Below are 21065 nucleotides of genomic sequence, written 5' to 3'. Positions count from 1 at the left end.
TATCGACTGATAGTCGGTAAGTCAACTGGCGCCGCTGCGGAAGCTGGGCTAGAGATGGATGATGGCAACCCAGGCCGAACGGCGCGAGAAGACCAGAGCCGCGATCGTCAAGGCGGCGCGGCGCATTTTTGGCGAGCGCGGCTTTGCCGCGGCGACGATGGACGACATCGCCAGTGGCGCGCGCGTCGCCAAGGGCGCGGTCTATCATCACTTCGCGACCAAGGAGGCGGTGTTCGAGGCGGTGTTCGAGCAGGTCTCGATGGACCTCGTCGCCGATCTCGACCGCATCTCGCGCGCCGAGAACGATCCGCTCGCGGCGATGGCGGCCGGAACGCAGGGCTATTTCGCGGCGTGTTCAAAAGGCCCGACCGGCCAGATCATTCTGCGCGACGGCCCGGCCGTGCTCGGCTGGGAACGCTGGCGCGAGATCGACGCCAAGCATTTCGGCGGCAAGTTTCCGCGCGCGCTGACGGCGGCGATGGATGCCGGCGTGATCGCCAAGCAGCCGGTCGAGCCGCTGGCGCGGCTGCTGCTCGGCGCGGTGACGGAAGCCGCAGTCGCTGTCTCCGCCGGGCCCGACATCGGCAAGACCGGCACCGATTACGCGCGTGCGTTCCGTTCGCTGCTCGATGCGCTCAGGGTGAAGTAGCCGAACTCTCTCCCCGCGTCGTCCCGGCGAAGGCCGGGCCCATAACCACGGGATTGAGTTGTTGAAGCGAGCTGGGGCCCCAGCGTGCTTCATCACCACGGCCGGTGGTTATGGGTCCCGGGTCGCGCTTCGCTTGCCCGGGACGACGAGGTGAGAGAGCGCCGCCTCAATCCTTGTCGTTCTCGAGCCGGAAGATCTGCGAGCCTTCGCCGCTCGAGAGCAGGCCGGTCTTGTTGTACAGGCCGAGCTTGGCGCGGGTGTCTGATATGTCCAAGTTGCGCATCGTCAGCTGGCCGATGCGGTCGGCCGGCGTGAAGGCGGCGTCCTCGACCTTCTCCATGCTGAGACGCTCGGGCGCATAGGTCAGGTTCGGGCTCTCGGTATTCGATATCGAGTAGTCGTTGCCGCGGCGTAGCTCGAGCGTCACCTCGCCGGTGACGGCGCGCGCCACCCAGCGCTGCGCGGTCTCGCGCAGCATCAGGGCCTGCGAATCGAACCAGCGGCCCTGATACAGCAGCCGGCCGAGCCGCATGCCGCTGATGCGGTATTGCTCGATGGTATCCTCGTTGTGGATGCCGGTGACGAGACGCTCATAGGCGATGTGCAGCAGCGCCATGCCGGGCGCCTCGTAGATGCCGCGGCTCTTGGCCTCGATGATCCGGTTCTCGATCTGGTCGCTCATGCCGAGCCCGTGGCGGCCGCCGATCGCGTTGGCCTCCAGGAACAGTGCGACCGGATCGGCGAACCTCTTGCCGTTGAGCGCGACCGGCTGGCCCTCCTCGAAGCGTACCACGACCTTCTCGGGCTTGACGTCGCAATCGGCGCGCCAGAACGGCACGCCCATGATCGGATTGACGATGGTGATGCCGCTCGCAAGGCTCTCGAGATCCTTGGCCTCATGGGTCGCGCCGAGCAAATTGCTGTCGGTCGAATAGGCCTTCTCCGCGCTCATCTTGTAGGCAAAGCCCTGCGCGGTCATGAACGCCGACATTTCGGCGCGGCCGCCCAGCTCGTCGATGAACTGCTGGTCGAGCCACGGCTTGTAGATGCGCAGGCTCGGATTGGTCAGCAGGCCGTAGCGGTAGAAGCGCTCGATGTCGTTGCCCTTGTAGGTCGAGCCGTCGCCCCAGATGTTGACACCGTCCTCCTGCATGGCCGCGACCAGCATCGTGCCGGTCACCGCGCGGCCGAGCGGCGTGGTGTTGAAATAGGTGATGCCGCCGGTCGAGATGTGGAACGCGCCGGACTGGATCGCGGCGATGCCCTCATGCACCAGCTGGGTGCGGCAATCGACCAGGCGGGCCTTCTCGGCGCCGAAATCCATCGCCTTGCGCGGGATCGCGTCGTAATCGGCCTCGTCGGGCTGGCCGAGATTGGCGGTGTAGGCGAAGACCTTGGCGCCCTTCAGCTTCATCCAGAGCAGCGCCGCCGAGGTGTCGAGCCCACCCGAGAACGCGATGCCGACTTTTTCGCCGGTGGGCAGGCTTTTCAGAATCGTACTCATGGGACGGTCCAATCGGTCGAAATCGATGAGGTTTCTGGGGTGGCGATATCAAATTTCGGAAGGCGGGGCACGCCTTTAATCAGGCTTCCGTACCGCCGGGCTCGGCCTTGCCGCCCCGGCGCCAGCGCTGCATCAGCCGGTAGCCGGGCATCGCCAGCCGCGTCAGCGCGGCATCGACCTGGGCATCGGTCAGCCGGGTCGCGGCCCAGCGATAGATCAGCGCATAGAACAGCCAGACGGTGAAGAACGACACCAAGCCGGCGATCGCCACATCGGTGAAAAAGTGCCCGCCAAAGGCCATGCGAAGCCCGCTGGTGACGATGCCGAACACGGTCGCCCCGGCAAAGGCCAGCGGCCGCCAGACGGGCGGCGTCAGCGCCGCCGGCGCATAGGTCCAGAACGCGGTGGCGCCCTCGCCGGAGAAGAACGAGCAGTTGCGCGGGCAGCCGCCGCGCGGGTCCCACCACGGCTTGAATGGCAAATCGCCGCCGAACTGCGTCACGAACACCGGCCGCGGCCGGCCCCAGTAGTTCTTGAAGGTGAGGTTGGTGAGCACGCCGGCCGAGAGCAGCATCGTGGTGAGCAGAAACACCGCGGCGCGGCCGGACATCAGCATCGGCCGTTCGGGGCGGATGAATTTCCAGACGATGGTCACGATCGCCGGCAGCACCAGCGCCCAGGCGACCCACATCGCCGCATCGCGCGCGAACGACGCCACCGCGTCGAGCTTCAGCGGGAAGGTTTTCTGCGCGGCGTCGTAGAACATGGCCGCGAGCTTCAGGTCGAGCTCGGGATAGACCCCGAACAGGATGCCGATGATGAGCGCGAGCGCCAGCGCGATAAAGAGTCCGGTCCGGTTCATGGCGCGCGGTTTAGCCGAGGCGGATGAGCATGAAAAGTGCGTCGGCTTGCCTTACCATCCCCTGGAGGGGGAGGGTCGGCTCACGTTGAGCGGAGCGAAATGTGAGCCGGGGTGGGGTGAAGGTCTCTCCGCCTCGGCACTGCCCGAGTTGAGGGATCACCCCACCCCGCTGCGCATTGCGCTCCGCTCCATGCGCAACGACCCTCCCCCTCCAGGGGAGGGTGAGAGCCGTCATCACGGCTGCGGCGATTGCGACGGCAATGGCGGGGGCGGCGGCAGGGGACGCGGCGGCTCGCGCCAGGCGCCGGCGGTGCGGCCGGCGATCAGCCAGTAGACCAGGCCGGCGACGATGCCGGCGCCGGTCATGATCTCCATGTGCCGGCGCACGATGCCGTGGAATTGCATCATGTCGGGATCGAACGGAACCAGGCCGAGATAGCAGGCCGCACCGACGATTGCGCCGCCGACGGCGTAGGCCAGCACGCTCCTGATGAAGAAGGCCTCGGTGATCAGCACCACGATCAGCGCGGGCAACAATGCAAAGCCGGATATGAAGATGAAGCCGAAGCCGAGCACGACGTTAATCGCACTCTGGTCGATCTGCCCGCCGAAATCGCTGATCTCGGGATACAGCACCGCGACGACCACGATGATCCCGGCCACGAAGCAGGCCATCAGGAAGCCGAAGGCGACGACGAACAGGCGGCCGATGAAGGCCATCTGATCAGTCCGTCATCGCCATCGCGCGCAGCGCCTGGCGCTCGCGGGCCGAGAGCTTTTCGGTCTCCGACTTGAGCTGGCCGCAGGCGGCGAGGATGTCGCGGCCGCGCGGCGTGCGCACCGGCGAGGAATAGCCGGCGTTGAAGATGTATTCGGAGAACTTTTCGATCTGCTCCCAGTCCGAGCATTCGTAGGCGGTGCCCGGCCACGGATTGAACGGGATCAGGTTGATCTTGGCCGGAATGCCCTTGAGCAGCTTCACCAGCAGCTTGGCGTCGTCGAGCGAATCGTTGACGCCCTTGAGCATCACATATTCGAAGGTGATACGCCGCGCGTTCGAGGCGCCGGGATAATCGCGGCAGGCCTGCAGCAATTCCTTGATCGGATATTTGCGGTTCAGCGGCACCAGCTCGTTGCGCAGCTCGTCGCGCACGGCATGCAGCGAGATCGCGAGCATCACGCCGATCTCGTCACCGGTGCGCTGGATATTCGGCACCACGCCCGAGGTCGACAGCGTGATGCGGCGGCGGGAAATGCCGATGCCTTCATTGTCGCCGACAATCAGCAGCGCATCGCGCACCGCGTCGAAATTGTAAAGCGGCTCGCCCATCCCCATCATCACGATGTTGGTGACGCGCCGCGTGCCGTCCTCGCGATCGGCCCAGTCGTTCAGCCGGTCGCGCGCCACCATCACCTGGCCGACGATCTCGCCGGCGGTGAGGTTGCGCACCAGCCGTTGCGTGCCGGTGTGGCAGAACGAGCAGTTCAGCGTGCAGCCGACCTGCGAGGAAACGCACAACGTGCCGCGATCGGTCTCGGGAATGTAGACGCACTCGACCTCGTGCGGCCGCTCGACCTTGTCGCCGCTCGGCAGCCGCAGCAGCCATTTGCGCGTGCCGTCGTTGGAGATCTGCTCGGCGACCACCTCGGGACGGTCGACGGTAAAATGCTTCTCGAGCTCGGCGCGCATGTCTTTCGAGACGTTGGTCATCTCGGCAAAGCTCTTGGCGCCGCGGAAATACATCCAGTTCCAGAGCTGCTGGGTGCGCATCTTGCGCTGCGCAGTCTGCACGCCGATCTCGCCCAGGCGATCGGCGATCTCGGCGCGCGACAGCCCGATCAGCGACGGCTTGGCCGGCGGCACATAGGTCTCGAGCGGAACCTTTTCGACCAGCGCGCTGGCGCCGGACACGGCATTGGTGGTCACGGTGTCGGTCATGAAACCTCAAATAGGCCTTCCAGCCGGTGCTGGAAAGCCGCCAAATACCTCAATTTTTCCCTCAGAGCCGGTCTTAGCGCCGGCAGTCCTGCCCCAGCCGGTCGAGCGCCTGCGCCAGGCCCTTCAGCGAGAAGCTGTCGATCGTCTCGGTGCCCTTCGCCGAGACGGCTTTTACCGTCAGATCGGCCGATTTGCGCATGGCTTCCACCATCCGCTCCTCCTCGGCTGCATTCTTGATCCAGAGGCCGTCGCCCTGGGTGTACATCGCATAGGTCCCGCCGCCGACCTGGAGCGTCGATTCCGAGCCCGGCTTCACGGTGTAGCCGATCATGATCGAGACTTCGTTGACGACCTTCTCGGCCGGGCGGGTCGAGATGAAGGCATAGGCCGGATCGCGCGGCCGGTTCGGCGGGTTGGTCTTCGACGACGACGGCTTGGCGAGCGCAAAGCACACCTTCTTGCCGTTGGGCGCTGCGGTGTAGGCGCCCCAGGTGCCGAATTGGCCGATCAGCGTCGGCTCCGCGCCGCCGGCTGCAGCTGCCGCGGCCGAAGTCGCCGGCTTGGCCGCTTCCTTCGCCGTATCTTTCTTGGGTGCAGCCTGCGCCGGCGCGAGGGAGACGATCCCGCACACGACACAAACAGCCAGTGATGTCAGAATTTGCCGCACGGCCAACTGGTTCCCCCATCATTGTGACTGGAAGATGGCTCGGCGATTCCCCTCCGCCGGCTCGGATGGATAACCGGGAAACGCTTTTTTGGGAAGGCAGTTGGCCCGGACCCTCGCGCCGGCCCAGCCTCGCGCGCGTCCATTGATTCTCGATTCATGCTTAGTGCTTGTTGTCGCGCATCTGACCTTGATCAGCGCTTGATCAACCCTTGGCGCGCGCCGCACGCTGCCTCTCCCATTGCGCATCGGTCCATTGCAGCAGGTCCTCGGCACCGGAACTGCGCAAATGCGCGCCGCCGTCCTGCACCACCATCTCGCCGTTGATGTAGCCGGCCTGATCGGAAATCAGGAAGCTCGCGAGATTGGCAAGCTCGGAATGCTCGCCGGCGCGACCGAGCGGATTGCGCTGCGACCAGGTCTCGCCGCGCGCTTCGGGACGCAACTGCCCGGTCGCACCCGGCGTCGGAAACGCACCCGGCGCGATCGCCACGGTGCGGATGCCTTTCGGGCCCCACTCGACGGCAAGGCTCTTGGTCATCGCCAGCACCGCGGTCTTGGCCATCGACGACGGCACCGTGAAGGCGCGGCCCGTGATGGTCGAGGTCGAGAGGATCGAGAGCACCACGCCCTTGTGCCTGCCGTCGATCCAGCGGCGGCCGGCAGCGAGCGTGCAGTACATCGTGCCATGCAGCGTCGGCGCGAGTATCGCGTCCGCGGCACGGAATGACAAATGTTCGCTCTGCGCAATAAAGGTTGCGGCAGCATTATTGACGAGAACGTCGATCGGCGCGTCCTGCCAGACCTGATGCATCATCGCCTCGACCGCGGCGCCGTCGCGGATATCGCAGCGCGCGGTCGACACCTTGGCGCCGAGCTCGCTGCGGAATTTGCCCGCGGTTTCCTCCAGCAGCCCCTCGCGCCGCCCGCAGATGATCAGTTCGGCGCCGAGTTCGGCGAAGCGGCCGCCCATCGCTGCACCAAGACCGGACCCGCCGCCGGTGATCAGGATGCGCTTTTTCGCTAGCAGGCCTTTTTCAAACATAGTTTGATCCCTCCGCACTGTATTGTCGCTCCGCCGCAAATCCGGCATGAAGCTTTCAGCTCTTTTTGCGTCCGAAACTCAGGTGTGTCCATGAAAGCCATCCTCTGCTCGCAATACTGTCAACCCGACGATCTCGTGCTGGCTGACGTGCCCGATCCGGTGGCGGGTCCGGGCGAAGCCGTGATCGCGATCAAGGCGGCGGCGCTGAATTTCTTCGACATCCTGATGATCCAGGGCAAGTACCAGATCAAGCCGCCGTTCCCGTTCTCGCCGGCCGCCGAAGTCGCGGGCGTGATCGAGAGCGTCGGCGCGGGCGTCACTGACCTGAAGGTCGGCGACCGCGTCGTCGCTTCATGCGGCCACAACGGCGCGCGCGACAAGATCGCGCTGCCGGCGAATACGATCGTGAAGATTCCCGACAATCTCGATTACGACCGCGCCGCCGGCATTATCATCATCTACGGCACCGCGCTGCATGCACTCGAAGATCGCGCGAGCCCGAAGCCGGGCGAGACGCTCGCGGTGCTGGGTGCCGCCGGCGGCACCGGCCTTGCCGCGTGCGAACTCGGCAGGCTGATGGGCCTGAAGGTGATTGCCTGCGCATCGTCAGACGAGAAGCTCGCATTCGCCAAGCAGCACGGCGCCGAGCTGACGCTGAACTACGCCAAGGAAGATCTCAAAGAGGGCCTGCGCAGGCTGACGAATGGCAAGGGCGCCGACATCGTGTTCGATCCGGTCGGCGGCTCCTATGCCGAAGCCGCGCTGCGCTCGACCGCATGGGAAGGCCGCTTCCTGGTGATCGGCTTTGCCGCCGGCGACATTCCGAAGATTCCGCTCAACCTTGCGCTGCTCAAGGGCTGCGACATCCGTGGCGTGTTCTGGGGCGCGTGGGCGCGGCAGAACCCGGAGAAGAACCGCAAGAACCTCGAGAAGCTCGTGCAGTGGACCGCGGAAGGCAAGATATCGTCGCATGTCGACCGCACCTTCCCGCTGTCGCAGACATCAGAAGCCCTGAAGGTGCTCGCCGGCCGCAAGGCGATGGGCAAGGTGATCTTGCATCCGGGAAGCTGAGCTGAGATCGCGCAGCCCGGATGGAGCGCAGCGAAATCCGGGACCGCTCGATCGATTGGTGAGTAAGACCCCGGATTGCGCTGCGCCTCATCCGGGCTACAGTCTGAGAACAGACGACCGCGCTCCTTGCCATCACCGTCACCCTGAGGAGCGCGCTCTTGCGCGCGTCTCGAAGGGTCGACGGCCACCGGCGGGGCCGTGCATCCTTCGAGGCTCGCTCCGCTCGCACCTCCAGCGACAACGGCTTAGCCGTTGCGCGGGGATGACGGATCGAGAGCTCCTTCCCGCTACGCTTGCGACGCTCCCTCTTCCGGCACTCCGCGCTTCAGCGCGGCGCGCGCGGCATCGCGGTGCTCCGGGGTGATGTGGCTTGCCACCATGCGGATCGCGGTTGCGAGCACGGCGGCATCGTCGGTGAAGCCGAGCACCGGCAGCATGTCCGGGATGAAATCGAACGGCAGGATGAAATAGGCGATCGCGCCGAGCAGCGCCGCCTGGACATGGCGCGGCGTCTGCCGGTCGAAGGCGCAGTAATAGGCGGCGAGCAGATCCTCGGCGAAAGGCAGCCGCGCCACCACTTTCTTGAACTTGATCCAGAAGCGGCGGCGTACGCTTTCCGGGTCCTGCGCCAGCCGGTCGGCAGGCCCGAATCCCGCGCCGGTGTTGGTCGATGGCATCACCAGGTTCCCTTTGGCGCCGCGCGACGGATCGGCGGCGGACCATGCGAATCTGGGGATGTCGGCCAACCGGCGCAAGGTTGCGCGCAGCCGGGTCAATTGACCCCGAACTGCCTCGCGATCGCGTTCATGGCCTTGGCGAGGTCGATGTCGCGCTTGGTCACCCCGCCGACATCGTGGGTCGCCAGCACGACCTCGACCGTCTTGTAGACGTTCTTCCATTCGGGGTGATGGTCGCTCTTCTCGGCGACCAAAGCGGCGCGCGCCATGAAGCCGAAGGCCTCGTTGAAGTCCTTGAACACGAAGGTCTTTGCGATCGCCTCGCGTCCGGCCAGCTCCGACCAGCCGGCCAGTTCCCAAAGCGCGGCCTTCTTTGCTTCCGCTGACAGCCTTTCGACCATGGCAACCCTCCCGTTTGACGCCGACCTTAGCCTAACAACCGGCCTCCGGGGTGGGATCCATGCCGAAAATAAGGCCGAAATAGCGTCCTATCGCCGCTGGTAACCATGACGGAGATGTAACATCTGTGGCTCCAGGAATTTGCTACAAATGCAGAATGTGTGCGCGTTGGTAGTTTTGCGAGATTGAGCCCCGACGATTGTTTGCGAGATCGATGACAGACGGCCCCGCCAGCATATCGCCCAAGCCGCTGCGCTCTGCAAAGCGACGGCTGATGTTCGTCTTGATCGCGGGCGCGCTCGCCATCGTCGGCGCGATGGCCGCCGGGTATTATTTCGCGGTGCGTCCGGTGACGCTGCGGATCGCGGTCGGCCCCGCAAGCAGCGATGACCTCAAGGTCGTGCAGGCGCTGGCGCAGGCCTTCAACAACCAGCAGCACACCCAGGTCAAGCTGCGCCCGGTGCAGACCGACGGCGCCACCGCCAGCGCGCAGACGCTGGCCGACGGCAAGGCCGACCTCGCCATCATCCGCGGCGATCTCGAGGTGCCGAAGAATGCGCAGGCAGTCGCGACCTTGCGCAAGAACGTCGTGGTGATGTGGGTGCCGCCCGCAGCCAAGGGCAAGAGCAAGAGCCGCAAGGCCGCAAAGATCACCAAGATCGCGCAGCTTGCCGGCCGCAAGATCGGCGTCGTCGGCCGCACGCCGGCCAACGTCAATCTGCTGAAGCTCATCCTGCAGCAATACGGCGTCGACCCGATGAAGGTCGAGATCGTGCAATTCCCGGCCAATGAAGCGGTCGAGGCCATCAAGAACCTGAAGGCCGATGCCTATCTTGCCGTCGGTCCGGCCAACAGCAAGCTCACGATCGATGCGATCACGGCGTCGACCAAAGACGGCGGCGAGCCCACCTTCCTGCCGATCGACGCGTCCGAGGCGATCGCGCAGAACCATCCGGCCTATGAGGCCGCGGAAATTCCCGCCGGCTCGCTCGGCTCGGCCGACCGGCCCGACGACGAGGTGAAGACGATCAGCTTTTCGCACCATATCGTCGCGCGAAAGGGCCTGTCGGACGCGACGGTCGCGGCATTCACCCGGCAATTGTTCGCGATCCGCCAATCGCTCAAGAACGATTTCCCGCTCGCCGCCAAGATCGAGACGCCCGACACCGACAAGGACGCCACCATTCCGGTGCATCCCGGCGCGGCCGCCTTCGTCGACGGCGAGGAAAAGACCTTCCTCGACCGCTACAGCGATTACATCTGGTGGAGCCTGATGGCGTTCTCGGCGATGGGCTCGGCCGGTGCATGGTTCGCCGGCTATCTCAAGCAGGACGAGCGCAACACCAACACCTCGCAGCGCGAACGCCTGCTGGAGATGCTGAAGGCTGCGCGGCAGAGCGATTCGACCGATGAGCTCGACCAACTGCAGGCGGAAGCCGACGACATCCTGCGCCACACGCTCGACTGTTTCGAGCATGGCGCCATCGAGGAAGGCACGCTGACCGCGTTCAACATCGCGCTCGAGCAGTTCCACAACGCGGTGGCCGACCGCAAGGCGCTGCTGCTCAGCATGCCGCAGAATTTGCAACGGACTGCGAGCCAGTTCAGGGCGGCGGGCACGGCGTAGGGTTTACTCTCCCAATCTCTCCACAAGCTCACCTTCGCCTCTCCCGCTTGCGGGTGGGGGGCTCTCTCGGCGATACGACTCGTGGAGAGAGCCCCCACCCCACCCTCTCCCGCAAGCGCGAGAGGGAGCCTGACGTGCGTGCTCGCCTCACGCTGCGTACTCTCCGCTGTAATCTCTCCGTCATGGAATTTTTCTAGGTCTGTGCTGGCCCGCGGCGCATTGTCGCTGTGACCTGAGGAGGTTCCATGACGATCCGGTTCTCGCGAAGACTGACCCGCCGACGTTTTCTCTCGACGGCTGCTGCGGCCGGCGCCGGCGTGATTGCGATGCCTTATCTGTCGCGCGCGGCCGATCGCCCCGTGATCACCCATGGCGTGCAGTCCGGCGATGTCGGCGTCGACGGCGGCGTGGTGTGGGCGCGCGCGGACCGTCCCTCCCAGATGATGGTCGAGGTCGCGACATCAGATTCGTTCAAGGATGTCCGCGCGCTGCCGCCGATCACGGCGTTGCCGGAGAGCGACTTCACCGCAAAGATGCTGCTGGAGAACCTGCCCTCGGGCCAGGACATCTTCTATCGCGTCCGCTTCCGCGATCTCGCCCATATCGACATTGTCGGCGAGCCCGTGGTCGGCCGCTTCCGCACCGCGCCGAGCGACCGCCGCGACGTCTCCTTCGTGTGGGGCGGCGACGTCGCCGGCCAGGGCTGGGGCATCAACCCTGACGACGGCGGCATGATCACCTTCGCCGCGATGAAGAAGCACGCCCCGGATTTCTTCCTGCATTCCGGCGACACCATCTATGCCGACGGCGTCATCACCGCCGAGCAGAAGCAGCCCGACGGCAAGATCTGGAAGAACATCACGATCCCGGAGAAGGCCAAGGTCGCCGAGACGCTCGACGAATACCGCGCCGCGCACAAATACAATTTCCTCGACGGCAATCTGCGCGCCTTCAATGCCGAGGTGCCGATCTTCGTGCAGTGGGACGACCACGAGGTGACCAACAACTGGTCGCTGTCGAAGCAGCTGCCGGCGGCCTACAAGGAGCGCGACATCAACGTGCTCGCGGCGCGCGCGGCAAAAGCCTTCCACGAGATGTATCCGATGCGCGAGAGCATCGTCGAGCCCGGCCGCGTCTATCGCACGCTGAGCTACGGCCCGCATCTCGACGCGTGTTCATGCTCGACGAGCGCAGCTATCGCGGCCCCAACGGTCCGAACCTGCAGGAGACCTACGGCCCCGACGCCTATTTCATCGGGCCGGAACAGATGGCCTGGCTGAAGCGCGCGCTGCTCAACTCGCGCGCGACCTGGAAGGTGATCGCCTCCGACATGCCGCTATCGCTGATCGTCTATGACGATGCCGCCAACAAGAAGGGCTCGGAAGCGTTCGCGCAGGGCGACGGCCCGGCGCGCGGCCGCGAACTCGAGATCGCCGACATCCTGCGCTTCATCAAGACCGCAGGCATCGCCAACACGGTGTGGCTGACCGCCGACGTGCACTATGCGGCTGCGCACTACTACAACCCGAACAAGGCCCAGTTCCAGGAGTTCGATCCGTTCTGGGAATTCGTCTCCGGCCCGCTGCATGCCGGCACATTCGGTCCGAACGAGCTCGACAACACGTTTGGTCCCGAGGTGAAGTTCGTCAAGGCACCGGGCGAAGCCAACCAGAACCTGCCGCCGTCGGCCGGCATGCAGTTCTTCGGTCACGTCAAGATCGACGGCAAGAGCGGGCAGATGACGGTGAGCCTGCGCGACCGCGTCGACGCCGAGCTGTGGGCGATCACGCTCGATCCGAAGCCGGTGTAATCAGGGTCTCAGCCGCGACGGAACCCGACGTCCTGTCCTGCAGCCCTTGCCTCAAGGCTGGGGCTGCACGATTGACGGGGGATGGACGCCACCAGCCTCTTCCGGTACCTCTATCGGAGCCGTTATGCTGGGGGCCCGGAGGGGCGGAGCATGAGGCGCTGCGAATTGATTCGCGTGCTCGGTGGCATCGTCGTGGGGCTTCGGCCGCACCGTTTGCTTGTGGTCGCGATCGCCGTGTTCGCGCTGCTGCCGATCGAGGTCAGCGATGCCGGCTGGCTGCCTGATCTCTTCAAGAGCTCATCGAAGCATCCCAAGGCGCCAAAGCGCGCGAAATCGGCAAAGCCGGCCAGATTGGCAAGGCAGCACCGCGCGCCATCAAAGCAACGCGCCACGCGGCTCGCCGCCCTCGGGCCGGTAGCCCTGCCGCCTTTCGCTTCCAAGCCGGCCGCCGCGAAATGCGATCCCTCGACATTGCGGATCGTTCTCGATGTGGGACATACCGCTGAATCGGAAGGCGCGATCAGCGCACGCAATGTTGCCGAGTTCGCCTTCAATCTGAGCCTTGCGCGGCTGATCGCGGAGAAGTTGAAGGCCGACGGCTTTGCCGAAACCAGGCTGCTGCTGACCGAAGGCAAAGCGAGGCCGAGCCTCTTCAAGCGGGTCGCCGCCGCCAACGATCTGCACGCGGATCTCCTGCTGTCGATCCATCATGATTCCGTGCCCAACAAGATGCTCGAGGACTGGGAATTCGAGGGAAAGAAGCGCCATTTCAGCGATCGCTTCAGCGGCTACTCGGTGTTCGTCTCCCGCAACAATCCGGACTTCAAGACCAGCCTGCTGTTCGCCGAGCTGGTCGCCAGGGAAATGAAGGCAGAGGGGCTGCAATATGCCGAGCAATACAGCCAGCCCATCATGGGCCCCGACCAGCATCCCCTGCTGAACAAGGACACCGGCGTCTACAGCTACGATAAGCTCATCGTGCTGCGAAGGACCGCGATGCCCGCCGTCCTGCTGGAGGCGGGATCGATCATCAACCGGGACGAAGAACTCAAGATGGCCTCGCCCGAGCGCCGCAACGCGATCAGCAGCGGCGTCGCTTCCGCCGTCAAGGAATTCTGCGAGCCGCGATGGGCGCTCCTCGGCCCGCTCTGACCGCCAAGCGATCGGCACTTCCCGGCTCAGCCCGGTTTGCCGGCCTTGATTTCCGCGAATTTGGCCAGCGCCTGTTCGAATTTGGGGCTGAAGAGCCACATCGCATCGAGGATTTCGCGGAAGCTCGCGGATGTCCTTGCCCGGTCGGCGCGGCCGAAAGCGAAGACGCTGTTGTTTCGCAGATATCCCATGATCCTGGGCTCGGAAATTCTGTAATTGACGAGGTCGCCTGACTTCAGCGCGGACCTGGTCGGGCTGGGAATGATCTGGATGAGCTCGAAGAGCTTCATTTGATCGATCGGGTTGGGCAGCGCCTTTGCGATCGCCGGGACCTGCGGGAAAATCTCCGCATGCTCGTTCATGAGCGCATCGCGCACCGCGGTCCAGTGATTGAACCGGTGATCGAGATTGCCGACACGCGCTTCTTCCATGTCGTCGCGACGGCTGAGCGCAGGATCGAGGGCCGTGATCGATTGCTTGATGGCGGCCCACTTCTTTCGACCGTTGCGATCTTCGGACGGGCCGGTCTGCAGGCTGCCCTTGTAGGTGTTCGACCGCGCATTTCCGGCATTTTGCTTGCCGCTTGTCTCGGCAAAGAACAGGCCGAGACTGATCCGGCCGGCGACCGCGGCGTCAGCGGCATCCAGACCCCTGGCGCGCGCGATCACCGTCGCCAGCTCGACCACGTCCTTGAATGGCGTCTCGGAGCTTTGCGCGCTGGCGGGCGGCGCCTCCATCAGGTCGAAGAGCTTCCTGTACTCATCGAGCAGCGGCTCATTGTCGGCGTCGAAATAAGCCGGAGGGATTCCGAATCTGTTGGGTCTTCCGATCCTGGACGGAAGCGCATCGGTGAGATCCTTGTAGGCGCTCATCATCTCGACACGGGCAAGGTAGAGGGCCTGGCCCGGCAAGTCGGGCAGCGACTGATGTGAATCGATCTGCGCGCGTCGCTGGCGCAGGATCGATACGAAGTTCTTCAGGGCATTGTCGTAAGTCTTGAGCGCGGCCGATTGCTCGCTCGTGAGCGCGGCTGGCTCGGCGATGGCCGGCGACACGAAACCGGCGACGACAGCCGAGGCCAGCGACGACAACACCGCGCCGGCCATCGGATGCGTTGCAACCGGCGCGAGGAGCAGCCCGAGAGAGAGCGCCGCTGCGGGCGCAGCGGCAGATGTCCCGATCGCCATGACGACTTCCCGATGCCTGTGCGTCGCCGAATCCGATAAGCCGGATGGTAGACGACGAACGCACCGACGGCGAGGCCGAAGCCCGGCAATCCGTCAGTGTCCGTTTTTCAGCGCGGCTTCCAGCGCTTCGCTCGAACAAGGCTTGGTCAGCCGCGGCTTGCCGGCGAGCGATTCCGGCAGCCTGATATCGGCGCCATAGCCCGTGACGAACGCGAAGGGCACTTTCAGCGCATCCAGCCGCTCGGCGATCGCGAAGGTCTTCTCGCCCCTGACGAGACCGACGTCGAGCAGCGCGAAATCCGGCGCGCGCTCGGCGATCAATTCGAGCGCGCGGGCGACGTTCGCAGCGGTGCGCACCGTCCGGGCGCCGAAGCCCAGGATGGTGTCCTCGAAATAGAGCGAGATGATCGGATCGTCCTCGACCACGAGAACGTCACCGGGCATGCTGGCATTGCGAGCGGATTCCATGGCGCGGTGTCCATTGCTTCGATGATGGATGAGAGGACCGGATCAGTCCGGCCGGATGGCCCGCGACCGGCGCCCGAAAGCACGCCAGTGGTTCCCGAGATGAAACTCATCACATCGCAAGCCGGCGCGTCTGTTCACTAGTGAACATAGATCCGGGAACTTTTTCAGTATGGTCCGCGTTGGGCTTTCAGGATTTTCCAAATGATTGCGAAACGGACCGATTTGGCCGGGACGAGCGACCGGCCGTTCAACAATCTCTTGCGTCGGCTGAATGCCGCCGATTACGAGCTGATCGCACCGCATCTTGCGGTGGTCGAGGCGGCGGCCGGCGATCTGCTCTACAATCCCGGCGACGACGTCCAGATCGTGCATTTCCCATGCGGACCGAGCCTTGCGTCCTACCTGGTGGCCAACGAGGACGGCCGCGACGTCGAGACCATCCTAGTCGGCCGCGAGGGCGCGGTCGGCGGCATCGTCAGCCAGGGATTTCTGCCGGCCTATACCCGCATCACCGTCAAGTTCGGCGGGCCGTTCGTGCGGCTGCCGATCAGCAAGCTCCGCGACGCCGCCAAGCTGACGTCGATCTCGGTGCGCAACATCTTCGCGCGCTATGCCGACTGCATGCTGGCGCAGATCTTCCAGTCGACCGCCTGCAATGCGATCCACTCGATCGAGCAGCGCGCCGCGAAATGGATCATCTCGGCGATCGAGCGCACCAATGGCGATGGCGTGGTGCCGCTGACGCATGAGCAGCTCTCGACCCTGCTCGGCGTCGGCCGCAGCTACACCAGCCGGGTGATCCAGAACTTCAAGGCGGAGGGTGTGCTGGACACGCGCCGCGGCGCGATCGTGATCCGCGACCCCGACAAGCTCAAGCTGCGCTCCTGCCTGTGCAACGAGGCGGTGAAGGATCACTTCGAGGAAGTGCTGCGCGGGGTGTATCCGAGCGAGGACAACCCAACGAACTAGGCTGGCACACGGCTCACCTCGCCCCGCTTGCGGGGAGAGGTCGGATTGCATCGCCAGATGCAATCCGGGTGAGGGGGTACGGGTCTCATCGCTGTCACAACTCGCGGAGGCAGTCCCTCACCCCAACCCTCTCCCCGTAAGAACGGGGAGAGGGAGAACCTATATCGCCTAACGCGAAAATCACGCTACACTCGCCTCATGAGTGGGGCTGAACTTCACGCCGTTTTCGACGTCGCAGCATGGTGCGCGGCAGCCGTGGCGATGTGGTGGCTGTCGCGCCTGCGTGGGCTGCAATTCCCGAGGCAATCCTTCGAGCTGACGTATATCGCCGCGCACGCTGAACCTGTGGTTCTCGGGCATCCCCGGCATCGCCCGCTCGGTCGAGGGCGCGCTGGCCGGCAGCATCGTCGCGATCGAGCTCTACAAATGGCTGCACGGCATTTCGTTGCGGACGGGTGCGCGGTTCGCGCTGCCGCTTGCGATCGGCGTCGCGGTCGGCCGGCTCGGCTGCTATTTCGCCGGGCTCGAGGATTTCACCTATGGCACGCCGACCACGCTGCCCTGGGGCCACGATTTCGGCGACGGCATCCTGCGCCATCCGGTACAGCTCTATGAGAGCCTGGCGATGGCGGCGTTCGCGGCCTTCTATGTCTGGGCCGTGTTGAACCGCAACGCCGCTGTCATCACCAATGGATTCTACCTCGTGCTGTTCTACTACGGGCTGCAGCGCTTCGTGTGGGAGTTCGTCAAGCCGTACGGCACGCTGATCGGCCCGTTCTCGCTGTTCCACCTGCTGTCGCTGTTTGTCATGGTTTATGCCGCCGTCATGCTGGCGACGGCCCCGAAAGTGAGCTTGAAGCATGAACGCGCCGCTGCGTAAGTCCCGCCCTTACATCTTCTGGGGCCAGACCCAGTCGCTTTGCGAGACCTGCCTGAGCCTGGTGCCGACCAAGATCCAGATATCAGGCAACGAGGTCTGGTACGAGAAGCGCTGCAAGCAGCACGGCGTGCAGTCGACCTTGGTCTCGACCGATGCGGCCTATTGGCGGCTGTGCAAGGATTTCATCAAACCCGGCGACCGGCCACTGGCCTTCCAGCGCCACACCGAATTCGGCTGTCCCTATGATTGCGGGCTGTGCCCGGACCACGAGCAGCACTCCTGCCTGGCGCTGATCGAGATCACCGAGCACTGCAACCTGACCTGCCCGGTGTGCTTTGCGGAGTCCTCACCGGCACGCTTAAGCTTTACGCCGCTGGCGAAGATCGAGAAAATGCTCGATGCGCTGGTGGCGAGCGAGGGCGAGCCCGACCTCGTGCAGATCTCCGGCGGCGAGCCGACGCTGCATCCGGATTTCTTCGCGATCCTGGATGCGGTGCGCGCCCGCCCGATCCGCCACGTCATGATCAACACCAACGGCCTCAGAATCGCGCGCGAGCCGGACTTCGTGGCCGAGCTCGCCGAGAACAAGCGCGGGCTGGAAGTCTATCTGCAGTTCGATTCGCTGAAGCGCGAGGCGCTGGTCAATCTGCGTGGCGCGGATCTGCGCAAGATCCGCCAGCAGGCGCTGGAGAATCTCGAACGCCACGGCGTCTCGACCACGCTGGTCGCGACCATCAAGCGCGGCGTCAACGATGCCGAGATCGGCGACATCGTCCGCCACGCGCTGACCTGGACATGCGTCCGCGGCGTTACCCTGCAGCCGGTGCAGGACGCCGGCCGCAACGAGGATTTCAACAAGGACACCGACCGCATCATGCTGTCGGAGATCCGCCAGCGCGTGATCGAGACCGGGGTGTTCGGCGACAAGGACATGATCCCGCTGCCGTGCAATCCCGAGAGCATCTCGATCGGCTACGGCCTGCGCAACGGCGACAAGGTGTTGCCGCTGACCTCGCTGATCCCGCAGGAACAGCTCGTCGCCGTGATGCCCAACACGATCAGTCCGGAGAAATATCCGGTGCTCCGGGAAAAGTTCGTCGATTTGTTCTCGCTGTCGTCGGGGCCGCTGAACACCAGCGAGCGAGTCTGCGAATTGCTGTGCTGCCTGCCGAGCTTCGAGGTGCCGGACGGCCTGACTTACGAGAACGTGTTCCGCGTCACCATCGTGCAGTTTCTCGATCGCTTCAACTTCTGCGTCGGCAACGTCAAGCGAAGCTGCATCCACTTCGTCACCGAGAGCGGCGCGATCATCCCGTTCGACACCTACAATCTGTTCTATCGCGACGGAAAGATCGACGGCATCCGCGCGAGCCTGGCCGGGCAGACCTATCGCGAGGCCCGGCAGGGTGAGGGGATGCCCCGATGAGCGACGACCGCCCCATCAATCCGGATGGATCTCCGCCCTCGCTGCCCCCGCCCCTTCCGCCACCACGCGGCGGCTGCGCGACTGCGTTCATGGTGCTGTTCGGGCTGATCCTTCTTCTGCCCGGGCTCTGCGCCCTCCTGTTCGGGTTCGGCGTCCTGAGCGAGTCGAGAACCGATCCCTCCATTCTCTTCCTGATCCTGCTCGGGCTCGCGGTCTGCTTTGCCGGCGTGATGCTGATCCGCGCCGCGATCAAGGGAAGCTCATGAGCAATTCCGACACGCCCCCCGCCAACGGAGCCGCCGCGGCAGGAATCGCGCCTGCCGCGTGGTTGCGCGATTTTCATGCTGATCGTCGGGGTGCTGCTGCTGATCCCGGGCGCCCTCTGTGTGGTCCTCAGTGTCACTCTGGGTGGGTCCAACGACCCGATCACCGGCCTTGCGGTGCTGGTGACGCTTGGCGGGCTCGGGCTGATTGTGTTCGCGCGGGCGCAGAAGCGAGGCTGAATCGGCCCCGAAAAGCCCCTCAAAACCGGCTTCCGGAGCGAAAATCAGGCACTTAAACCGCCAATAAACCGTTGTTTTTTGGCGTTTTCTGACTATATTGCGCCGCAACGCGCAAGGTGCCCGGTCCTCTGACCGGGCTTCCTTTTTGGGGTGATGCGTCCCCGTCAAATTTCTTGGGTATGAGCGTGATCCGGGCCCCGATTGGGCCACGTGAGCGAGCGGCCGGCCAAACTGGTCCGGCGAGATCGCGCATCTGACCATTGCACGACCAGAAGAAGAGCCATGAACCTTCGTAACGTCGCCATCATCGCCCACGTCGACCACGGCAAGACCACCCTCGTCGACCGCCTGCTGCAGCAATCCGGGACCTATCGCGAGAACCAGAAGGTCACCGAGCGCGCCATGGACTCCAACGATCTGGAGCGCGAGCGCGGCATCACCATCCTGGCCAAGGCGGCCTCGGTGCAGTGGAAGGATACCCGCATCAACATCGTCGACACGCCCGGCCACGCCGATTTCGGCGGCGAGGTCGAGCGCATCCTCAACATGGTGGACGGCGCGCTGGTGCTGGTCGACGCCGCCGAGGGTCCGCTGCCGCAGACCAAGTTCGTGGTGTCGAAGGCGCTCAAGGTCGGCCTGAAGCCGATCGTCGTGATCAACAAGGTCGACCGCCCCGACGCACGCCCGACTGAAGTGATCAACGAGGTGTTTGACCTGTTCGCAGCGCTTGATGCCAGCGAGGAGCAGCTCGACTTCCCGATTCTGTACGGGTCGGCCAAGCAGGGCTGGATGGGCGACAGCCCGGAAGCCTCGCATGACGCTGGCATGCAGCCGCTGTTCGACCTGATCGTGCGCCATGTCGCGCCGCCGAAGGTCGAAGAAGGCCCGTTCCGCATGATCGGCACCATCCTCGAAGCCAACCCTTATCTTGGCCGCATCATCACCGGCCGCATCACATCGGGCTCCATCAAGCCGAACCAGGCCGTGAAGGTGCTCGGCGCCGACGGCAAGACCATTGAGCAGGGGCGTATCACCAAAATCCTCGCCTTCCGCGGCATCGAGCGCACCCCGCTGGAGGAAGCCGATGCCGGCGATATCGTCGCGATCGCGGGCCTCACCAAGGGCACCGTCGCCGACACCTTCTGCGATCCCACCGTCGAGACGCCACTGCCGGCGCAGCCGATCGATCCGCCGACGGTGTCGATGTCGTTCATCGTCAACAACTCGCCGCTGGCCGGCACCGAAGGCGACAAGGTGACCTCGCGCATGATCCGCGACCGCCTGCTGCGCGAGGCCGAGGGCAATGTCGCGTTGCGCGTCGTCGAGGCCGCCGACAAGGATTCGATGGAAGTCTCGGGCCGCGGCGAATTGCAGCTCGCGATCCTGATCGAGACCATGCGCCGCGAGGGCTTTGAGCTCTCGGTGTCGCGCCCGCGCGTCGTGCTGCAGAAGGACGAGGCGACCGGCGCCTGGCAGGAGCCGATCGAAGAGGTCGTGATCGACGTCGACGAGGAGCATTCCGGCGTCGTCGTGCAGAAGATGAGCGAGCGCAAGGCCGAGATGATCGAGATGCGTCCGTCCGGCGGCAACCGCCTGCGGCTGGTGTTCTACGCGCCGACCCGCGGCCTGATCGGCTACCAGGGCGAACTGCTCACCGACACCCGCGGCACCGCGATCATGAACCGCATCTTCCACGGCTATGCCGCCTACAAGGGCGAGATCCAGGGCCGCCGCAACGGCGTGCTGATCTCCAACGACCAGGGCGAGGCGGTGGCCTATGCGATGTTCAAGCTGGAAGACCGCGGCCCGATGATGATCGAGCCGGGCTGGAAGGTCTACAAGGGCATGATCGTCGGCGAGCACACCCGCGACAACGACCTCGAGATCAACGTGCTGAAGGGCAAGCAGCTCACCAACATCCGCACCACCTCGAAGGACGAAGCCGTGCGCCTGACGCCGCCGATCCGGATGACCCTGGAAAAGGCGCTCGCCTATATCGAGGACGACGAGCTCGTCGAGGTGACGCCGAAGTCGATCCGGCTGCGCAAGAAGCATCTCGACCCGAACGAGCGCAAGCGCGCCGAAAAGGCCAAAGAGGCTGTAGCTTAAGCGGTGGCGTAAGCTATCGCGCAGAACAATCTGTCGTGCCCCGGCTTGACCGGGGCACCCAGTACGCCGAGGCCTCTCGGCTCAATCATCGCTGTCTCTGGAATACTGGATCACCCGCTTTCGC

Annotated in this window: 19 protein-coding genes and 2 pseudogenes; 11 read left to right on the top strand and 10 right to left on the bottom strand. The window is 64.7% G+C overall.

What is annotated here, in order from left to right:
- The first annotated feature begins 61 nt into the window (after positions 1 to 61).
- The gene (locus ACVWW1_RS31265; RefSeq protein WP_456658532.1) at positions 62 to 649 is read left to right on the top strand and encodes a TetR/AcrR family transcriptional regulator; all 588 of its coding nucleotides are present in this window, start codon (positions 62 to 64) and stop codon (positions 647 to 649) included.
- A gap of 166 nt (positions 650 to 815) precedes the next feature.
- Here the strand turns inward: ACVWW1_RS31265 and argG are convergent, their stop codons facing one another.
- The 6 genes from argG to ACVWW1_RS31235 all read right to left on the bottom strand — a co-directional run bounded on the left by argG (position 816) and on the right by ACVWW1_RS31235 (position 6663).
- Positions 816 to 2153, bottom strand: coding sequence for an argininosuccinate synthase (gene argG, locus ACVWW1_RS31260; RefSeq protein ID WP_456658531.1), 1338 nt, complete (start codon positions 2151 to 2153; stop codon positions 816 to 818).
- 79 nt (positions 2154 to 2232) lie between these two features.
- Positions 2233 to 3015 (bottom strand): phosphatase PAP2 family protein, encoded by a 783-nt coding sequence (locus tag ACVWW1_RS31255; protein WP_456658530.1) that lies wholly within the window; start codon positions 3013 to 3015, stop codon positions 2233 to 2235.
- A 234-nt stretch (positions 3016 to 3249) separates the two neighbouring features.
- Positions 3250 to 3735 carry a hypothetical protein gene (locus ACVWW1_RS31250; protein ID WP_456658529.1) on the bottom strand — a complete coding sequence of 162 codons (486 nt, stop codon included), beginning with the start codon at positions 3733 to 3735 and terminating at the stop codon, positions 3250 to 3252.
- A 4-nt stretch (positions 3736 to 3739) separates the two neighbouring features.
- Entirely contained in the window at positions 3740 to 4954 is a 1215-nt protein-coding gene (rlmN, locus tag ACVWW1_RS31245) for a 23S rRNA (adenine(2503)-C(2))-methyltransferase RlmN (RefSeq protein WP_456658528.1), read from the bottom strand.
- A gap of 73 nt (positions 4955 to 5027) precedes the next feature.
- Complete coding sequence (locus tag ACVWW1_RS31240; protein ID WP_420840908.1) at positions 5028 to 5585, bottom strand: invasion associated locus B family protein; 558 nt, start codon at positions 5583 to 5585, stop codon at positions 5028 to 5030.
- Positions 5586 to 5823: 238 nt separating this feature from the next.
- Positions 5824 to 6663 (bottom strand): SDR family oxidoreductase, encoded by an 840-nt coding sequence (locus ACVWW1_RS31235; RefSeq protein ID WP_456658527.1) that lies wholly within the window; start codon positions 6661 to 6663, stop codon positions 5824 to 5826.
- Between the two features lie 90 nt (positions 6664 to 6753).
- On the opposite strand from ACVWW1_RS31235, the gene ACVWW1_RS31230 reads away from it, so the two are divergent.
- Positions 6754 to 7734 carry an NADPH:quinone oxidoreductase family protein gene (locus tag ACVWW1_RS31230; RefSeq protein ID WP_456658526.1) on the top strand — a complete coding sequence of 327 codons (981 nt, stop codon included), beginning with the start codon at positions 6754 to 6756 and terminating at the stop codon, positions 7732 to 7734.
- Positions 7735 to 8021: 287 nt separating this feature from the next.
- On the opposite strand, the gene ACVWW1_RS31225 is transcribed toward ACVWW1_RS31230, so the two are convergent.
- A complete protein-coding gene (locus ACVWW1_RS31225) occupies positions 8022 to 8411 on the bottom strand; it encodes a YkvA family protein (RefSeq protein WP_207834064.1) in 390 nt (129 codons plus the stop codon).
- A 95-nt stretch (positions 8412 to 8506) separates the two neighbouring features.
- Complete coding sequence (locus ACVWW1_RS31220) at positions 8507 to 8812, bottom strand: 4a-hydroxytetrahydrobiopterin dehydratase (protein WP_176534427.1); 306 nt, start codon at positions 8810 to 8812, stop codon at positions 8507 to 8509.
- 212 nt (positions 8813 to 9024) lie between these two features.
- On the opposite strand from ACVWW1_RS31220, the gene ACVWW1_RS31215 reads away from it, so the two are divergent.
- The 3 genes and pseudogenes from ACVWW1_RS31215 to ACVWW1_RS31205 all read left to right on the top strand — a co-directional run bounded on the left by ACVWW1_RS31215 (position 9025) and on the right by ACVWW1_RS31205 (position 13399).
- On the top strand, positions 9025 to 10437 hold the full coding sequence (locus ACVWW1_RS31215) for a TAXI family TRAP transporter solute-binding subunit (protein WP_456658525.1): 1413 nt from the start codon (positions 9025 to 9027) through the stop codon (positions 10435 to 10437).
- A 245-nt stretch (positions 10438 to 10682) separates the two neighbouring features.
- Positions 10683 to 12247: pseudogene (locus tag ACVWW1_RS31210) on the top strand (alkaline phosphatase D family protein).
- A gap of 150 nt (positions 12248 to 12397) precedes the next feature.
- Positions 12398 to 13399: an N-acetylmuramoyl-L-alanine amidase family protein gene (locus ACVWW1_RS31205; RefSeq protein ID WP_456658524.1), complete on the top strand. Its 1002-nt coding sequence runs from the start codon at positions 12398 to 12400 to the stop codon at positions 13397 to 13399.
- A 26-nt stretch (positions 13400 to 13425) separates the two neighbouring features.
- Here ACVWW1_RS31205 and ACVWW1_RS31200 read toward each other — a convergent pair whose 3' ends face one another.
- Complete coding sequence (locus ACVWW1_RS31200; RefSeq protein ID WP_456658523.1) at positions 13426 to 14586, bottom strand: hypothetical protein; 1161 nt, start codon at positions 14584 to 14586, stop codon at positions 13426 to 13428.
- Positions 14587 to 14679: 93 nt separating this feature from the next.
- Complete coding sequence (locus ACVWW1_RS31195) at positions 14680 to 15054, bottom strand: response regulator (RefSeq protein WP_456658522.1); 375 nt, start codon at positions 15052 to 15054, stop codon at positions 14680 to 14682.
- Between the two features lie 201 nt (positions 15055 to 15255).
- On the opposite strand from ACVWW1_RS31195, the gene ACVWW1_RS31190 reads away from it, so the two are divergent.
- The 6 genes and pseudogenes from ACVWW1_RS31190 to typA all read left to right on the top strand — a co-directional run bounded on the left by ACVWW1_RS31190 (position 15256) and on the right by typA (position 20941).
- Positions 15256 to 16023, top strand: a complete 768-nt coding sequence (locus tag ACVWW1_RS31190) for a Crp/Fnr family transcriptional regulator (RefSeq protein ID WP_456658521.1) — start codon at positions 15256 to 15258, stop codon at positions 16021 to 16023.
- A 198-nt stretch (positions 16024 to 16221) separates the two neighbouring features.
- Positions 16222 to 16903, top strand: a pseudogene (locus ACVWW1_RS31185) (prolipoprotein diacylglyceryl transferase).
- Positions 16884 to 18329 carry a radical SAM protein gene (locus ACVWW1_RS31180; RefSeq protein ID WP_456658520.1) on the top strand — a complete coding sequence of 482 codons (1446 nt, stop codon included), beginning with the start codon at positions 16884 to 16886 and terminating at the stop codon, positions 18327 to 18329. Before ACVWW1_RS31185 ends, ACVWW1_RS31180 begins: the two are co-directional and overlap by 20 nt.
- Positions 18326 to 18595, top strand: coding sequence for a hypothetical protein (locus ACVWW1_RS31175; protein WP_456658519.1), 270 nt, complete (start codon positions 18326 to 18328; stop codon positions 18593 to 18595). The genes ACVWW1_RS31180 and ACVWW1_RS31175 overlap by 4 nt, the downstream gene beginning before the upstream one ends.
- A gap of 75 nt (positions 18596 to 18670) precedes the next feature.
- Positions 18671 to 18832, top strand: a complete 162-nt coding sequence (locus ACVWW1_RS31170; RefSeq protein WP_456658518.1) for a hypothetical protein — start codon at positions 18671 to 18673, stop codon at positions 18830 to 18832.
- 282 nt (positions 18833 to 19114) lie between these two features.
- Positions 19115 to 20941 carry a translational GTPase TypA gene (gene typA / locus ACVWW1_RS31165; RefSeq protein WP_092121300.1) on the top strand — a complete coding sequence of 609 codons (1827 nt, stop codon included), beginning with the start codon at positions 19115 to 19117 and terminating at the stop codon, positions 20939 to 20941.
- The last annotated feature ends 124 nt before the right edge of the window (positions 20942 to 21065 follow it).

The sequence above is a fragment of the Bradyrhizobium sp. JR3.5 genome, assembly GCF_054057015.1.
This window is presented reverse-complemented; position numbering and strand designations above follow the sequence as displayed.

Bases quoted from the DNA above. Each gene is read 5' to 3' on its own strand.
- ACVWW1_RS31265 (WP_456658532.1), top strand. From the start codon at position 62: ATGGCAACCCAGGCCGAACGGCGCGAGAAGACCAGAGCCGCGATCGTC.
- argG (WP_456658531.1), bottom strand. From the start codon at position 2,153: ATGAGTACGATTCTGAAAAGCCTGCCCACCGGCGAAAAAGTCGGCATC.
- ACVWW1_RS31255 (WP_456658530.1), bottom strand. From the start codon at position 3,015: ATGAACCGGACCGGACTCTTTATCGCGCTGGCGCTCGCGCTCATCATC.
- ACVWW1_RS31250 (WP_456658529.1), bottom strand. From the start codon at position 3,735: ATGGCCTTCATCGGCCGCCTGTTCGTCGTCGCCTTCGGCTTCCTGATG.
- rlmN (WP_456658528.1), bottom strand. From the start codon at position 4,954: ATGACCGACACCGTGACCACCAATGCCGTGTCCGGCGCCAGCGCGCTG.
- ACVWW1_RS31235 (WP_456658527.1), bottom strand. From the start codon at position 6,663: ATGTTTGAAAAAGGCCTGCTAGCGAAAAAGCGCATCCTGATCACCGGC.
- ACVWW1_RS31230 (WP_456658526.1), top strand. From the start codon at position 6,754: ATGAAAGCCATCCTCTGCTCGCAATACTGTCAACCCGACGATCTCGTG.
- ACVWW1_RS31225 (WP_207834064.1), bottom strand. From the start codon at position 8,411: ATGCCATCGACCAACACCGGCGCGGGATTCGGGCCTGCCGACCGGCTG.
- ACVWW1_RS31220 (WP_176534427.1), bottom strand. From the start codon at position 8,812: ATGGTCGAAAGGCTGTCAGCGGAAGCAAAGAAGGCCGCGCTTTGGGAA.
- ACVWW1_RS31215 (WP_456658525.1), top strand. From the start codon at position 9,025: ATGACAGACGGCCCCGCCAGCATATCGCCCAAGCCGCTGCGCTCTGCA.
- ACVWW1_RS31205 (WP_456658524.1), top strand. From the start codon at position 12,398: ATGAGGCGCTGCGAATTGATTCGCGTGCTCGGTGGCATCGTCGTGGGG.
- ACVWW1_RS31200 (WP_456658523.1), bottom strand. From the start codon at position 14,586: ATGGCGATCGGGACATCTGCCGCTGCGCCCGCAGCGGCGCTCTCTCTC.
- ACVWW1_RS31195 (WP_456658522.1), bottom strand. From the start codon at position 15,054: ATGGAATCCGCTCGCAATGCCAGCATGCCCGGTGACGTTCTCGTGGTC.
- ACVWW1_RS31190 (WP_456658521.1), top strand. From the start codon at position 15,256: ATGATTGCGAAACGGACCGATTTGGCCGGGACGAGCGACCGGCCGTTC.
- ACVWW1_RS31180 (WP_456658520.1), top strand. From the start codon at position 16,884: ATGAACGCGCCGCTGCGTAAGTCCCGCCCTTACATCTTCTGGGGCCAG.
- ACVWW1_RS31175 (WP_456658519.1), top strand. From the start codon at position 18,326: ATGAGCGACGACCGCCCCATCAATCCGGATGGATCTCCGCCCTCGCTG.
- ACVWW1_RS31170 (WP_456658518.1), top strand. From the start codon at position 18,671: ATGCTGATCGTCGGGGTGCTGCTGCTGATCCCGGGCGCCCTCTGTGTG.
- typA (WP_092121300.1), top strand. From the start codon at position 19,115: ATGAACCTTCGTAACGTCGCCATCATCGCCCACGTCGACCACGGCAAG.